Origin of the sequence: Sphingobacterium gobiense, from assembly GCF_002980575.1 — a bacterium.
GTDB lineage: Bacteria > Bacteroidota > Bacteroidia > Sphingobacteriales > Sphingobacteriaceae > Sphingobacterium > Sphingobacterium gobiense.
This window is the reverse complement of sequence record NZ_PVBS01000002.1, coordinates 1,362,871-1,378,396: the sequence shown is the minus strand read 5'-3', so window position 1 is coordinate 1,378,396 and position 15,526 is coordinate 1,362,871. Positions and strand designations below refer to the sequence as shown.

12 protein-coding genes are annotated in these 15,526 nt (G+C 39.5%); 4 read left to right on the top strand and 8 right to left on the bottom strand.

The window, feature by feature from the left end:
* Window positions 1-58 precede the first annotated feature (58 nt).
* Window positions 59-937: a helix-turn-helix domain-containing protein gene (locus tag C5749_RS14515; RefSeq protein ID WP_105726861.1), complete on the bottom strand. Its 879-nt coding sequence runs from the start codon at window positions 935-937 to the stop codon at window positions 59-61.
* A gap of 106 nt (window positions 938-1,043) precedes the next feature.
* A complete protein-coding gene (locus C5749_RS14510; RefSeq protein ID WP_105726860.1) occupies window positions 1,044-1,385 on the bottom strand; it encodes a hypothetical protein in 342 nt (113 codons plus the stop codon).
* A 471-nt stretch (window positions 1,386-1,856) separates the two neighbouring features.
* On the opposite strand from C5749_RS14510, the gene C5749_RS14505 reads away from it, so the two are divergent.
* The 4 genes from C5749_RS14505 to C5749_RS14490 all read left to right on the top strand — a co-directional run bounded on the left by C5749_RS14505 (window position 1,857) and on the right by C5749_RS14490 (window position 6,940).
* Window positions 1,857-3,530, top strand: coding sequence for a peptidase domain-containing ABC transporter (locus tag C5749_RS14505; RefSeq protein WP_105726859.1), 1,674 nt, complete (start codon window positions 1,857-1,859; stop codon window positions 3,528-3,530).
* A 17-nt stretch (window positions 3,531-3,547) separates the two neighbouring features.
* Window positions 3,548-4,855, top strand: a complete 1,308-nt coding sequence (locus C5749_RS14500; protein ID WP_105726858.1) for an HlyD family secretion protein — start codon at window positions 3,548-3,550, stop codon at window positions 4,853-4,855.
* Window positions 4,852-6,300, top strand: a complete 1,449-nt coding sequence (locus C5749_RS14495; RefSeq protein WP_105726857.1) for a TolC family protein — start codon at window positions 4,852-4,854, stop codon at window positions 6,298-6,300. The genes C5749_RS14500 and C5749_RS14495 overlap by 4 nt, the downstream gene beginning before the upstream one ends.
* 67 nt (window positions 6,301-6,367) lie before the next feature.
* A complete protein-coding gene (locus C5749_RS14490) occupies window positions 6,368-6,940 on the top strand; it encodes a L,D-transpeptidase (protein ID WP_181151438.1) in 573 nt (190 codons plus the stop codon).
* A gap of 21 nt (window positions 6,941-6,961) precedes the next feature.
* Here C5749_RS14490 and C5749_RS14485 read toward each other — a convergent pair whose 3' ends face one another.
* The 6 genes from C5749_RS14485 to C5749_RS14460 all read right to left on the bottom strand — a co-directional run bounded on the left by C5749_RS14485 (window position 6,962) and on the right by C5749_RS14460 (window position 15,257).
* Entirely contained in the window at window positions 6,962-8,887 is a 1,926-nt protein-coding gene (locus C5749_RS14485; protein ID WP_105726855.1) for a DUF3857 domain-containing protein, read from the bottom strand.
* 3 nt (window positions 8,888-8,890) lie between these two features.
* Window positions 8,891-10,867, bottom strand: a complete 1,977-nt coding sequence (locus C5749_RS14480) for a transglutaminase family protein (protein ID WP_105726854.1) — start codon at window positions 10,865-10,867, stop codon at window positions 8,891-8,893.
* 118 nt (window positions 10,868-10,985) lie between these two features.
* A complete protein-coding gene (locus C5749_RS14475) occupies window positions 10,986-11,861 on the bottom strand; it encodes an alpha/beta fold hydrolase (protein ID WP_105726853.1) in 876 nt (291 codons plus the stop codon).
* A 59-nt stretch (window positions 11,862-11,920) separates the two neighbouring features.
* The gene (gene egtB / locus C5749_RS14470; RefSeq protein WP_105726852.1) at window positions 11,921-13,093 is read right to left on the bottom strand and encodes an ergothioneine biosynthesis protein EgtB; all 1,173 of its coding nucleotides are present in this window, start codon (window positions 13,091-13,093) and stop codon (window positions 11,921-11,923) included.
* 22 nt (window positions 13,094-13,115) lie between these two features.
* Complete coding sequence (gene egtD / locus C5749_RS14465; RefSeq protein WP_105726851.1) at window positions 13,116-14,138, bottom strand: L-histidine N(alpha)-methyltransferase; 1,023 nt, start codon at window positions 14,136-14,138, stop codon at window positions 13,116-13,118.
* Window positions 14,139-14,177: 39 nt separating this feature from the next.
* Complete coding sequence (locus C5749_RS14460) at window positions 14,178-15,257, bottom strand: baeRF3 domain-containing protein (RefSeq protein ID WP_105726850.1); 1,080 nt, start codon at window positions 15,255-15,257, stop codon at window positions 14,178-14,180.
* Window positions 15,258-15,526 lie beyond the last annotated feature (269 nt).

Genomic DNA, 15,526 nt, shown 5'->3' with positions numbered 1-15,526 from the left:
TGATTGATGATAGCACTAATATACAGGAGCTTACTCTTTTAGGTTTGTCTTAGAAGAATTATGATTTGTTCAAAAAGAACTGTTGTTTGATTTCATTTGGCCGAACACCAAATTTCTGCCGGAATGCATTGGAGAATGAACTTAGACTATCGTATCCAACATGCCAAGCCACTTCTTGTACACTTTCGCCAGTGTTACTTAACATCTCGTAGGCTCGGTTGAGGCGTTCTTCTTGTAGAAACTTAAAAACAGGGACACCAAAAAGCTCTTTGAAATTCTTCTTCAGTTTATTGTTGTTAAGTCCAATAAGTTTGGATAGCTCACTCAAAGAAGGAGGACTGGAAATATTGTTTTCCATAATCTCTTTAGCTTTGAAAAGCTTTCCTTTATCTTCGTTAGAAATACTTTCTTTCTTATCAGAAGCAAGAAATGCAAAGAAATGAGAAAGCAACTCATTTACCTGACTCTTTAAAAACATTTGTCTAGTATTTCCTTTGTAGGTAGTGGTCATAATTTTATGAACGGCATTTTGCATATCGGGTGTCATGTAAAATCTTGGACCTTCGACAAAGTCTGCGATAGGGTTCAATAATTCCGGCAAAAAATCACTAAAGATCTCGTGCTCTTCTTGTGGTAAAATATGTAGGTTATTTAGTTTTGAAAAGATACTGACAGATTGTAGTGGTCTGTTAGGCCCAATTTTATGAGAAAACTCTACTTTACTGTTGCCGAAAAAAGAAATAGCAACGCCTTTTGTGTTAGTAACTATTTTTGTTTGATTTTGATGTTTAATTTCCAAATTAACTTCACCAGAACCATAAAAAGCAAAGCCTACTGCATCTCCATCAATGGCACAAGTTTGCACAATCGTCTTATCAGCGTTGGATTGCTCGATTAAAACTATGAAGTTGTTAACTTCTACAATATCTGTTGTCATTTTGAAGGTCAATTAGTTTCATATGAAGTTACGCTCTCATTACATCAAACGCTTGTTAAATCAAACCTTCGGAAGCACTTACCTAGCTTTGTGAAGACAGGTGTGCTTACATGTTGTCAAGTTCTTCTTTAGTGTAGCCTCCCGAACAATCCATACAAGCGTTAGCATACGCTTCGTATTCATTGTAGGCCGCGCCGACTTTTCCAAAAAGTGTTATGATACGATCTACTCTTATTCGAAGTCCATTGTCCATTAAGATGAATACTCCTGCACTTTTTTCTTCTTTTATCTCGACTATTCTTCCCCCTACTTCTTCCAGTTTGTTGTCGTCGTCAAAATAGAACACTTTTCCGCTATTCTTTTTATTGATCTGCTCTTCAATAATTTCACGGTATTCCCATGCCACTGGAAGGTAGGAATTTTTGTTGTCTGTAGTTTTGTTAGTCATTACATCTTAATTTCAGCCGATAAGGCTATACAAAGTTACAGAAAATAGTATGCCATTAAATTGGGGCTATCAGTACGGTTTTTTATAGTTCTGTTACATGAGTTTTGTCATTCAGTATATCGTAATGCCTAAAGATAAGATTTCCATTTTTAAAATGAAGCTACGAAATGTGTCCTTTTGTATGCGTACTATGTCGTATCAACCGGAGCATCAAAAAGTTTTAATAATTTTGCATTTGCTGCGTTAACTTCGAAAAGGATTATTTTTTTACTACAAAATGCTCCAACCTGATCCATAAAAAGTATTAGTCTCTACCCTACCTTTATGTAAATGCCATTTTATAAAAAAACAAGCGGTTTTTATTGTGAAAAACATATTAAAATCGATATTTTTGCGAGGATTTAACTAAATCCTGCAGGAAAAACAATGGGTTTAATAAAATTTAGCATATTAATTGGATAATGGAATACAATGCTCCGAAATAAAGACCTGAAAGTAACCAGCAGAAACTTATTTAAACACATTACCAAAGAAAAAAGCGACGTTGGAAATATTTATATTTATGCATTGTTCGCGGGATTGGTACAGCTAAGTATTCCACTAGGTATACAAGCTATTGTGAACTATGCCATGGGAGCAACTATGGTGACATCTCTTTATTTATTAATCGCCTTTGTCGTAATCGGGACCTGGTTAACGGGGTATTTTCGACTCAAGGTTATGCAAATAATTGAAAAGATCGAGCAAAAGATTTTTGTAGAATATTCTATCGCCTTTGCCGAAAAGTTACCCAAAGTTAACCTTCAAAATATCAAAAAGTATTTCTTACCCGAATTAGTTAACCGTTTCTTTGATACACAGAATCTTCAAAAAGCGGTTTCGAAAATTCTACTGGATATTCCAACAGCGCTTATTCAAATTGTTTTGGGGCTAATACTACTGGCTTTTTACCACCCGTGGTTTTTGGTTTTTGGGGCATTAGTAATCATTATTGTAATTATTATCTTTAGACAGACTATGCATTCGGGCATCCAGTCTAGCCTGGAAGAGAGCGAGAGTAAATATGAGGTTGCGTCTTGGCTAGAAGATATTGCTGGAGCGGTAAAGACATTTAAGATAAATTCTGGAACAGACTTACATCTGGGAGGAACAGACCAACGTGTAGGCGACTATCTTGAAAATCGCACGTCGCATTTTAAAGTTTTAATATTGCAATATAAAGCAATTATTGGCTTTAAAGTCATTATCACCTTCTTCTTGTTGTCTATAGGTACTTATTTGTTGGTTACACAACAACTTAATATAGGTGCTTTTATCGCCACAGAAATCGTTCTGCTTACGATAATGGCCGCCGTAGAAAAGCTGATTATAAATCTAGAGAGTTACTACGATGTCGTTACGTCATTGACCAAATTGGGTAAAGTCTTGGATCTTGACGAAGAGCCTAACGCTCAATTAGCACCGTCTCACAAAAATGGACAGGGTATGCAAATCGATCTTGTGGATGTTAATTTTTCATTTGTCGATAACAAACCGATTCTTAAGGAAATTACCACCCGAATTGAAAGTAATAGTATGACGGTAATATCGGGTTATCTGGGGGCAGGAAAAACAATTCTGCTCAACCTCATCGCTGGATTTTATGAACCCACCTCGGGCAACATTCTTTTTGACAGGGTGGCTATACGCAATATGGACAAGACTGTTTTACGCGAACAGATTGGCGTCTACCTCGAAGACATGCCATTGATTAAAGCTACCGTGTTTGAAAATATCCAATTGGGACGGGCAGATGTGAAGCGGGCAGACGTATTGGAACTGACGGAAAAACTCGGTATAGAAAATTTCTCCAGTCGGTTTACCAAAGACCTCGATACAAAAATAAGGGAGACGGATACAGAAGTATCTTTTAGTACAAAAAAGAAAATTCTGTTGCTGCGAGCTCTTCTTGGTTCCAACAGGTTACTTATTTTGGAAGATCCGATTGAAGGGATGGATCGAGATTTTTCTGAAAAATTCGTGGACTACCTACGCCAAATAAAGAAATACACCACTGTCGTTATCGTTTCGGAAAATGAAAAATTGATCCACGAAGCTGATCAGCATCTTATGCTTGAATATGGAAAAATTGTAACCTACCGATAAATGATCTTATCATAAAAATGAGAAAATTAGAATCCATAGACAAAATATATCACATACACAAAAAGAATAACATCAAAAAGTGGTTCATCATTTTTTTTGTATTTGGTGTTGTCGTACTATTTCTGCCATGGACACAGAATATAAAAGTAACGGGAAAAGTTAGCACGCTCTATCAAGATCAACGTCCGCAGCAGCTCAACTCACCCATACCGGGAAAGATTATCAAGTGGCACGTTAAAAACGGAGATTTCGTAAAGAGAGGTGATACTATATTACAACTTGCCGAGATAAAGGATGCCTATATGGATCCTAATTTAATCGAACGCACCCAGCAGCAAGTCACGGCTAAACATGGCGTGCGCAGTTACTACCAAGCGAAGATAGCTACTACTGACAGCCAAATAGCGGCCCTAAGGTCGGTACGAGACCTCAAACTCGAGCAACTAGCGGTAAAAGTAGATCAGCTTGAAAGCCGGCTAGATGGCGAGAAAGCTGAGTTGCAAGCCATTGAAGCAGAACTATCCTTAAGTGAAGATCAATACAATCGACAAAAGAAAATGTACGAAGAGGGGCTGGTTTCGCTGACACAATTTCAGCAGCGTACACTTGCCTACCGTAATGCAGTCGCAAAAAGAGCATTTGCCGAAAATAAGATAATGCAAACAAAGCAGGATATCCTCAATGCTGCTATCGAACAGCAGGCTACGCGACAAGATTACGCAGAAAAGCTAAGCAAAATGGAGGGCGATAGGTTTCAAAGTCTAGGACAAATAGAGAATAATAATGGAGAAATAGCGAAACTTGAAAACCAAATGGCGAATTATCAGGTAAGACAAGGATTATATTTTGTATTGGCATCTCAAGATGGCCAAGTCATACAGCTCAATAAATCTGGTATTGGGGAAATTCTCAAAGAGAATGAAAGTATTGGAACCGTTGTTCCTTCAGATGTTGCCTATGCGGTTGAAATAAGTATCAAACCCGTTGATTTACCGCTGTTCAAGGTTGGCCAACGTGTCATGTGTATATTTGACGGCTTTCCAGCCATCGTATTCTCAGGATGGCCAAACAGCAGCTATGGTACGTTTGCTGGGAGAGTAATTGCAGTGGAGAGTAATATCAGCCCGAGTGGAGCTTTTCGTGCACTAGTTGTTCCCGATAGTGAATCGAAACCCTGGCCTCCTCAAATTAAGATCGGCACTGGAACACAGGGTATAGCTATCCTGAACGACGTACCGATCTGGTACGAGTTATGGCGTAACATCAATGGTTTCCCTCCCGATTATTATATGTCCGAATCTGAAAAGCAAGCGCTGAAAAAATGAAGAAATTCATAGCTAGGATAATCATCCTTCTTTTGTCAATGGGCTTTAGCTGCCAGCCCATACTTGGACAGCAATATCATCAATTGTCCTTGCTTGAATTTCTAACTATTGTTAAGCATTTCCATCCTATGGCGGAATCTTATCAGACGGATCAAGAAATTGCGCGGGCGGAAGTACAGAAGGCAAGAGGGCAAGTTGATCCTGTATTGAGCGCGAAGACTGGGACCAAAACCATTGACCAAGTAGACTATTACGAGGAGAGTAACGTTCATTTGCGGATACCCACTTGGTATGGTGTGGCGTTCGAAGGATCTTTTAACCACATAGAAGGACAAAAGCTCAATAACAGCGATACAAGAGGCGGTTTGTATCAGTTTGGCGTAACAGTGCCGTTAGCTCGAAATCTAATTTATAATCAACAAAGAGCAATACTTGATCAGGCTCAGGCTGCGCTAAAAATGACGCAGGCCGAACAGGTTATGCTTACCAACGCTCTTCTCGCGGAAGCAGAAAGTGTATACTGGCAATGGGCTAAATCATATGAGTCCCTTACGCTATTATCGGAAGCGGCTAAGGTCAATCAGCTACGCATAGAGATGGTGCGCAAGTCCCATCTATATGGAGAGAGCGCAGCGATTGACACAACGGAAGCTTTGACGCAGCTGCAAACTTATAGACTACGTGAACAACAAGCCTATTTGGATTTTGTAAAAAGTACACAGGAGTTACAACTTTTTCTTTGGACAGAAAACCAGGAGATACGTAAACTAAACGAGTGGACCGTCCCCTCAGATCGGCTTAGCGATTACAACTTGGTCGATTTATATCCTGGGCTCTTAGCTGACGTGGAAGAGCAACTGATCGACGCCCATGCTTCCTTACGCGTGTATTTACAAAAACAGGATATCTTGACCAGCGAACAAAGACTGAAACGGCAGGCATTGTTGCCAAAGATAGATTTCACCTATAATTTTTTAAATAAACAACATTATAAGACAGATATATTCCCGCTATTTCTCAACAACTATCAGTATGGCGTTAAACTTGAGATACCCATATTTCTCCGACAGGCGCGCGCCGATTACCGCATAACACGTCATAAATTGGCCCAAAACCAATTAGATATTGATTTTAAGAGACAGGAGATACTGACAAAGATAGAGAACTATAAGAACGATATCGTCAACTACCAACAGCAGCTCCAGACGATGACACTGGCAGCAGCAAACCAACAAAAGTTGCTAAGCGCCGAAGAGACAAAATATAGTAATGGAGAAAGTTCCTTATTCTTGATAAATACGCGAGAAAATAGTCTAATTGAAATTCGAGAGAAAGAGATTGAAACAAAATTGAAAGCTGTTCGGTCTTACAGTCAACTAAAATGGCTGAATGAGAGTTTTTTATCTCAGGATAGCTCTGCGTCACCTCGATCAGATCAAGAATAACGTCCTCACGAGAGGTTCTGGTGTGCTTTTTGCAGATTAGAAAATTAAAATCAGAATTATGCACACTATGCGTTACGTTTTTTTGTTTTTAGCTGTAGTTTTTTACAGTTCTTGTAGGGATAGAACCTCTGAAACTAAGAAAGATACCCCGCCTGAGCTGCCCGATACTCGACTGCTGATCAGTATATCGCAACGGCAATTATATGCAATTGAAGGAGACGACACGATAAAACGATATGCTATATCGGTAGGTAAGCAGGGACACCCTACCCCGCAGGGCGACTTCGAAATACACCAGATCGACTGGAATCCGGATTGGACACCACCAGATAGTGAGTGGGCACAAGATGAGCGTTATAAGCGACCCGGTCAGTCCGGAAATCCGATGGGGCGGGCTCGTATCATATACAAAATGCCCTATACCATACACGGTACCACTGATCTTGAATCATTAGGTGAGGCGGAATCGCATGGTTCCGTACGCATGGCTAACACAGATGTGATCGAGCTTGGACGTTTCCTGATGGAGCGAACGGGTACAAAGCGATCCCAGGAATGGTTCAATCAAGTGTTGAGCGATTCAACAACTATGGAATCGGTGAAGCTGGAACAGTCTATTCCACTGACGAATGTAGAATGATTGGAGGACTAAGGAAAAGCTTTAAATAGCCTCTTTTTCGATAGATAGATTATATTTTCCTCTATCCAAACCATATACCTCCGTCATAAATTCATGAAACGTTGCATATTTCTCCTTAGGATAGATTCCCTCCCGTAATTGAATCATGCGATAACTAGTCAATACACCATTTGATATCGAAATACGTAACTCGTATACGCCCATTTCGGTTTCCAACCGTTTGTTAACGGGTATGGCGGATGTACCGATATCTTCCGGGAGCGTATAGTGTATAACGTCGATATCCGTATAGCCACGGTTAATATACAAATCATTGGTTCGGTTTCGTGTCGCAGGTATGGGTTGTGCTTGATTAAATATATTGTTATGTAAAATGGCGTACGCATCCGACCTTACCACATGGCTTTTTATAGTGAGGTCTAGGGTTTCACGAAACGCAATCGAATCCTTATCTTCTGAAATCATTTCGTAATCAATCTTCCGGACGCTGATATTATCGACATCATACCATTTCCTGATGTTTTGTGTTTGGTCCTGTTGATTTAAAAAAGTGTTGTAATAATGGTTATCAAACTGCCCACCTTTAAATGTAGTCGTTAAAACCCCTTCAAGTGAGCCGTCTGCCAGTATCTTAAAGTGGCCTTCCCGATATTGTAAACTTTCGGTATCGCTGAATTTAGGTGTACGGAGTATTTTTCCGCCATCAGCCGAGCAGGCGAGGACAAGCCGATCATCCGTAAAATTACTTAAATATCCAAAAGGGATTTTCTGATTGGTGCATTCCAGCCAAGTCGTGTCGTTTTCAAAAGGTATGCATAGGATAATATGATTCCCATCAGAAACATTGGCAAAATCGGCCGTAATGTCTCTCTTATATGAACCCGCCTCTACAACGCAATAATAAGATGGAATAGCTACAATGTCTAATAAACTCTGCATATAATTGACCAACGCTTTACAATCACCATACCCCAGCTTGTCGACCGTTTCGGCCGGAAACGGTTCAATTCCGCCTATCCCCACTTGTATACTGATGTATCGGGTTTTATCCTGCATATATTTATATAATGCTTTCGCTTTCTCTTTGGGTGATTCCATGTCCTTCGTCAGTTCCTGTACATGCCGAACAGTCGCTTCTGGAAGTGCACGTTTATCTGCCAGCAGATAATCATAATTCCATTTTCCAAGTTCCTGCCAGTCCTTGAAATGACCTGTTTTCTTAAAGTACTGAAAATTTTCCGGAACGATTCTAACATGTGTAGCATAGTGGTGACGGGGCGGGCTATAGGGTTCAGAACGCCGTGCTTTTATATCTTTTAACTCCCACCTGTATATTCTTGACTTAGCGGTCTCCTCCACGATCGCATCCCCTTTATAAGTTTGTTGATGTATACGAATTTTATCGGTCGGACGACACGTAAAGACATAGCTACTCTGTTCAATAGCCACGTCGTAATCATAGTCCGGTGCCCATGACGGAATTAACAGATTTTGATTCTCCTTAATTTCTACGCTGTAAGCAATGGTATAAGGATAGTTATATACCGCTGGATTATAATTTTTCATCCGAGTGTCATCATATAGATTACTTTGGCCGGAAGCACTCCTATCCCGAAAATCCTTCAATGAGAATTTTCCAATAGAAATACCAAATTCATTAAATATTTCCCCTTTTACACTTCGTATCTTTCTTGATTTATTATAATATAATTCGATAGCTCCGTGCGCCTCTCCATTCTTATTATGGACAGTCACCGCGCGAGTTATCCGGATGGTGACATCGTTAGCACTTTTCATATCAACTTCCAGGCATTCGTTTCTAACCGTTGCGTCTGCCCGTTCTTTTAAGTGATCACTCATGACGTCCACGGCATATATGATTTGCCCCTTTAAATATACGTGAATGACACTGGTGAAGATCAGAATTAACCATAATTTCCTTGTCATAGTCTACTTTTTGGTGAATGCAAAATCTACTTTTTGGTGTTGGATTATTCTCGAGTAAAACTCTTTAAGATGAAAATATTCATCGACCTCATAAATTGCTTTATTCAGACTCAACTCCTGCTTAAGTATTAGCGTATCCGCTCCATAATGTGACTGGAAGGTGTACCTTGCTGCAGCTTCTGGCAGCGTCAAAGCGGTATTCTTCGGTTGCCGCTCGACATGGTAGCCTTCTGGTAATTGGACTGAAATGGTGTATAATTCTTTCTGTCTGGAACCGAGGTCTACCGGATAGTTTCTTTCCTCCAAATTGAAAGGGTTTTTTGTCATTTTATTAATCAATATAGGATTGAAAACAAAACTTGTTCCTCGTAGGTTATCAGAGAAATCCATACTAATTTCGTAGCTTTCGACAAGATTATTGTCCAGACTGTCCAGTTGATAAATTGTACCCTCCTCAATTTTGATACTGGCGGAATTATTCATCCGCTCCTCTATATAGGCATCCAAAGATGAAAATCCCCGAATATAGTTTCTACGGTTCAACGCGTCCAATCCTTCATAGATCATACGGATCGTTCCTTTGAATTGACCTGCATCATCTATCTTTCCGGCGATATCAAAATGCGTAGAGGCTTTAATCGCGTTCTCAAGCTTTATCCATTCGGAAGATTTTTTCGAATAGATAATACGGCCATTTCCGTTAATACATCGCAGTGGTAAAAGACCGAATGGCAGATTTTCTTCCGATGCGTCCAGAAAATAGCTCTTACCATGCACTCGAACCTGGGCGACAAGATAGTTGAAATCGGAAATAACTGGATGTATCGTTTTAGGAAGTCCATTTTCCCGAGTAGATACCAACACGGGGTATGCCTCAATTCCCGCGGCGCTACAGGCGGAAATCAATGCGAGATTAATATCGCCAATATTGCCGTTTCTTTTTTCTAATGCTTCTTTTACTCCAAATTGACTATATTTCCCGTATACCTTATTCCACTTAATCTGCCTTTTGATATAGCTGTATATTTTACGAGCCTTATCTTCTTCGGAATCGCCTTCTGCGTATATTTCGGGCAAAATCCGTTTGAAATTATTCTCTCGATTAATCTGGCCGCCGAACGAACGGTTACTCAACAGCTCCCTGTCCACGTCTTTCCATTCTTTGGTTAGGTCCGCTCGTCCTCCATTCGTCATATAATACTGCATGAGCTCGAAGTTGATTGCCGATTTATAGTTTTTCGGCGCCAACATATAGCTTTCCTCATGGAATGCGGGAATATCTTTCATAATATAGGTTAACTGCGAACAATCAAACCGACGACCATTCAGTAAAAAATAATCTTTTAACAGCCTTGATTTTTGGTCTGTTAATTTGTAGAAACCATTCAATGTTACATTGTAATTATAGACGGCCGGAATTATCGCCGTATATTCGCTATAAAGTTTAGGTATATCGTCTTGATATTTCCAAGTTCGGTAATTAAAGATATCGGGTGATCGTATCTCGTATTCGATATCGATAATACAATTTTCCGTAATGTTGGGTAAAGTGAATTTGCTTAAGTTTACAAATTCGTTCACTTTCTCATGAAAAACAGCTCCTTTCTCCATCTCGACAGTATGTATCTTCCCATCTATATAATGTGTATATCCGCGAATATGACTCGCGCTCTCAAATTTATTACCGATTTTATACAACGGAATAACGTAGTTGGCTTTGTCAAAACCTTCCTTATCCAAAATCTTAATCCGGATACCATAGCGGTGTATGACCTGCAGCTCCCTCTCCCCTTCGTCCACCTGTATGTCCGACCTTCCTTTTTCTATTATAACTATTGCATGAGAGGCCGAATCGATTATTGGAGAATCGGGTATATTAAAATCACGAAAAGAAATCGGTGGTAGTTCATTCGTTTGGGCATGCGTATTGGAGAAACACACTTGATAAATCAAAATGAGAGCAAAGAATCTGTGCATCATATTTAGGCTATTTTGGTGTGAATATAGTAAAAAACCAATATATCTAAAATAGATGTACTATTATTTATTAATAATGATGATCGATCTCGTCCCCGTCAATAATGTTTTGAACTCCCAGTTACTCTGCCAATCGTTTCGTAAAAAAATTGTCTATCAATTCCACCACTTCGTCGAAATTTGTTTCTAACAACATATGTCCACCCTCTAAGATGTGAACCTCAGCCTGTTCCAGGTCTCTTTTATAGCAATTTGCTTCCGCCACATCAAAATATACATCATACTTACCCCAGATTATAAGAGCAGGTGGCTGGTATTTGCGAAAATACTCTTGAATAGCAGAAAATAGTTCAAAGTTGGTTGGATACGTACAGTTAAGCTTAAACTGCATGTCTAGGTTTTGTGGTCTGTTAAGTCGTTCCCAATCAATGATCCAACTCTCCGGGCTAATGTTTTGTTTGAGATTTTCTGGAACTCCTGCAAAATACTGTTCTTTCGTTCCTTCCGCGCTTAGGAAGGCATATACTTTTTTCTTTTTTTCTTCGGTAGGATTTTCCCAATAGGCTTTAGTCTCATTCCAATTAGGACCATGTCCTTCAAAATAGTTATTCCCATTCTGTACAATAATTGAATCAATTTTATTGGGATTTTTTAGACAAAGTCGCATACCAATATAACTTCCATAATCGTGGAAGTAGATGGAAAATGATTCCAGCATAATTACTTCCGTAAACTCGTTAATATACAAAGCAATGTTTTCAAATGAGTAGTCGAACTCCTTTACCGATGGAAAGTCGCTAAAGCCAAAACCCGGATAGTCAGGTGCAATAAAGTGAAACTTATCAGAGAGTGCCGTCATTAAATTCTTAAACATTAACGACGACGTTGGAAAGCCGTGTAATAAAAGAACTGTTGGATTTTTTGGATCGCCCGCTTCTCGGTAGAAAATCGCTACCCCATTTACGTAAACTGTTTTATTAACTATTTGTCTCTTCATGGTTATTCTATAAAATACTGCATAGTCAGGTTCATCGTAATCATATCACAAAAACGATATTATCGTGCAAGCCTGATACCTGTAAACTGCCAGCGTAAACTAGCGTGAAAAAAATTTCGGTAGGTATTGCGGCTATGTCCTTTGGAGGTTGCAACCGAAGCCCCTCTTAGTACCATTTGGTTAATCATGAACTTTCCGTTGTATTCACCAACAGCACCAGCTTCTTTTTTAAACCCCGGATAAGGTAAGTACGCACTTCCTGTCCATTCCCACCGTTGTCCCCAATTGAATTTCTCTGACGCTATTTCCCATTCCGCTTCGGTCGGTAAACGCAACCCCTTCCATGTTGCATACGCTGATGCCTCATAAAAATTAACGTGGCAGACAGCTTCCTGCGTATTAATTTCTTGTAAACCATTCCATCCATATTGCATCCAACTACCATCAATCAGATACCAGTACAAAGGAGCTTTCGCAGTAATCTGTTTTACCCAGTCCCAGCCCTCCGCATGCCAATACCTAAAATCATTATAGGCATCTTCTTCTATAAATTGCAAGTATTCACCATTTGTGACAAGGCTATTGGATATTTCAAAATCATGGAGATAGACTTTATGCCGCCCGAGCTCATTATCAAAACAAAACCCTGCTTTATCGAATCCTATTTCATAGATTCCTTGGGGAATTTTAATCATGCTGTATTCCTCAGCTTCTTCTTTGACAGGTAGCGTATCTTTGGTGTAAGCCGGAAAAAGTGGGTTATGTCCTAGTATGTATTTGATATCTGTCAGCAACAACTCCTGATGCTGCTGTTCGTGATTAAGGCCAAGTTCGATCAAGGGTAGTATACTTTCCGTCAGAAAATCACTTCGAAGAAATGCCTGCATTTGGCGATCTACATACTCCCTATAGCGGTAAACATCCGCAACCGAGGGGCGGCTTAGGTTACCGCGATCTGTACGAATGACTCTCGCGCCAATAGTTTCATAATAGCTATTGAACACAAAGTTGTATTGCTCATTAAACACGGAATAACCGGGCATGAATGGCAAAAGAATAAAGGTCTCGAAAAACCAGGTTGTATGGCCTAAATGCCACTTTGGAGGACTGACATCGACTATGGGTTGTACGACGTAGTCTTCAATTTCAAGTGGTTTGCATATCTGTACCGTATGATTCCGGATATCGATGTATTTTGATTGTAGTTCTTTGACGTAATCTGTCGTATGCATTACTATTGTTTCTGTACGTAATTTATTTTACTTGCCAAACCGCGTCTACAAACCATTTTTGGGCATCGGTAATTTTGGTTATCGTGTCGAAACCAGCATATTGAGCAAAGTGTTCGATTTCGGGTAACGAAAATTTCTGTGATATTTCCATCTCAATAGGTTCATTTTCTCTAAAATTGATTGTCTGGTTGCCAAAAGTCACCTTTTGGTCTTTTAGACTAACAAGATAGCTTCTGCATGCTCCACTGATAGGATCGTAGTTTTGGTAATGCTGAAATTGCCGCAGATCAAAATCTGCCCCCAGCTCCCGGTTGATGCGTGTAAGTAGATTGAGGTTAAAGGCTGCTGTAATCCCTGTCCTATCGTTATAGGCGTTCAAGATAATAGATGGGTTTTTCTTAAGGTCAAAGCCGATTACAATGATATCTCCTTTATTCAACTTGGCATTAAGTTGTTTAAAGAAATCATGTATTTCATCCCGCTCCATATTGCCTATGTTACTTCCCAAAAGCAATACTATTTTTTTCCTTTTGGAGAGGGAATTAGCTTTTTCGAGCATGTCAAAATATTCCCCTTCAAGGGGGACAATATCCAAATCAGGGATATCTTTTCTAAGGTTGTCGTTCAGTATGGACAGTATGTTACCTGATATATCAATCGGTATATATCTAAAATCCATATCCTCCCTGACAAGATATTTTAGGAGGAAAGATGATTTCATGGCATCACCAGCACCAAGCTCGATGAGATCAAATGGTTGTTCGCTGTCGGAAATGATGCCAGTGGCCAGTTCAGAAGTTTTGTTACTGAATATATCCAATTCACATCGGGTAAGGTAATATTCGGGCATGGACATAATTTGCTGGAAGAGCTGGTCACCCTTCTCATCGTAGAAATATTTTGAGGGTAACTTCTTTGGATTATAGCTTAAGCCATCGATTATATCACTATAAAAATTTTCTTGGATGCAACGCTTCGGCGGTATATAGGTTGACTGTTTATCTCGGTGTACTTCTTTGATTTTCTTTTCCGCAATTTCTTCCATAATATTTATGATGTTGAATTTTGAGTCTTTTGTTTGCGATTAGTATCGAACCTTTAAAGCAATATCGCCAACATCCAATTCGTCGTTATCTTTCAAGAATAGCACGCGACCATTTTTAACCATAACCTCCCATGCAATCGTACTCGTGATATCCTCCACACTTCCCTCTTGCAATGGGTCGTCAATCAAAGTGAAAGTCCGCTCATCATCCATCATCACGGCTTGTGCAAAATGTTCATGTACAACTAAAAGATCTCCCCGCCCATCAATTGCTGCTTGATATATCTCTTGTAAATCTGTAATCAGTAAACCTTTTCCAATGGCTTCTTGAATTTCGCCGATATCTGTTTGGCGTACTTGCTTTTGGCGGTTCCTAACAATCTCCCAAGATTGCTTTACGATTTGGTGCGTTGCCGTATTGTTGTAATCGATAGCTGCATACCCTAGGTAGATATCCTCTTGATCAGCTACTTGAAGTAATCGACTGTAATTGTCCTCGGTACAAATCACAACACAGGGTAAGTCTGTTTCTTGACAAACACGTACTACAGCCTTATCGACCTTATTGAGGAACTCCCGAACCATATTATCCACTTGCTTACCGTCGCTTGCCTGTGCTGCATTCACCAGATAATGAGGATTCTCGCCAAATGGAAAATCAGCGTTTTTTATTTCAGCAATAATAGTATCATTTACCGCTTCGTATAATTGAACTCCACTTTGTGACAAGAGCATCACAAGGTATTCGTAACTCCGTGTATAAGATTTTATCAATGACCGTGTAGCAAAATGGTCTGCTATAATTACACCTTCGTTTGAAACTGGCCAAGTAGATCTGATAACTTCTTTCGTTTGGTCCGACACAAAAAGGTGCAAACTTTCCAGATTATAATTTTCGTCGATCTCTGATTCGACCTCTTCTAAATTCGCTATCAATTCAGCAGCAGGGCGTTTGCCGAATTCGTCCTCGACTCGTTTCCGAGCTTCCGTAATGTAGTTCTTCAATTTAACACGATCATTCTGATTTGCTGGATGCGTGCGGTGTGTATTAAGAGAAATAGTTACACAAGGTGCTCCTGATTCGGCAGCAATTTTTTCTAACTGTTTTTTGATAGCCATACTTTAAAATTTTTATAAACTTTGTCTATTCTCCGCAACCAAACCCAAAAGAATTCGTATCTGAGATTTTATTCTCCTCGTAATGAATACTATTAATTAGGAAAAGTTAAAACAGATGTTTTTCTACTCCTTCTTATGGATTTTTAGAACTGCGGTTGATATACTTATATAACGACTATACCTGTAGATTGTTTGCCGCCATGATTAAATCATACTACCGTCGGAAATTTTTCAAAGCAATTAAGTTGCTTTTAAAAACACAAATACTA

Coding starts and splice junctions, on each gene's coding strand:
- C5749_RS14515 (WP_105726861.1), bottom strand. CDS start 937: ATGACAACAGATATTGTAGAAGTTAACAACTTCATAGTTTTAATCGAG.
- C5749_RS14510 (WP_105726860.1), bottom strand. CDS start 1,385: ATGACTAACAAAACTACAGACAACAAAAATTCCTACCTTCCAGTGGCA.
- C5749_RS14505 (WP_105726859.1), top strand. CDS start 1,857: ATGCTCCGAAATAAAGACCTGAAAGTAACCAGCAGAAACTTATTTAAA.
- C5749_RS14500 (WP_105726858.1), top strand. CDS start 3,548: ATGAGAAAATTAGAATCCATAGACAAAATATATCACATACACAAAAAG.
- C5749_RS14495 (WP_105726857.1), top strand. CDS start 4,852: ATGAAGAAATTCATAGCTAGGATAATCATCCTTCTTTTGTCAATGGGC.
- C5749_RS14490 (WP_181151438.1), top strand. CDS start 6,368: ATGCGTTACGTTTTTTTGTTTTTAGCTGTAGTTTTTTACAGTTCTTGT.
- C5749_RS14485 (WP_105726855.1), bottom strand. CDS start 8,887: ATGACAAGGAAATTATGGTTAATTCTGATCTTCACCAGTGTCATTCAC.
- C5749_RS14480 (WP_105726854.1), bottom strand. CDS start 10,867: ATGATGCACAGATTCTTTGCTCTCATTTTGATTTATCAAGTGTGTTTC.
- C5749_RS14475 (WP_105726853.1), bottom strand. CDS start 11,861: ATGAAGAGACAAATAGTTAATAAAACAGTTTACGTAAATGGGGTAGCG.
- egtB (WP_105726852.1), bottom strand. CDS start 13,093: ATGCATACGACAGATTACGTCAAAGAACTACAATCAAAATACATCGAT.
- egtD (WP_105726851.1), bottom strand. CDS start 14,138: ATGGAAGAAATTGCGGAAAAGAAAATCAAAGAAGTACACCGAGATAAA.
- C5749_RS14460 (WP_105726850.1), bottom strand. CDS start 15,257: ATGGCTATCAAAAAACAGTTAGAAAAAATTGCTGCCGAATCAGGAGCA.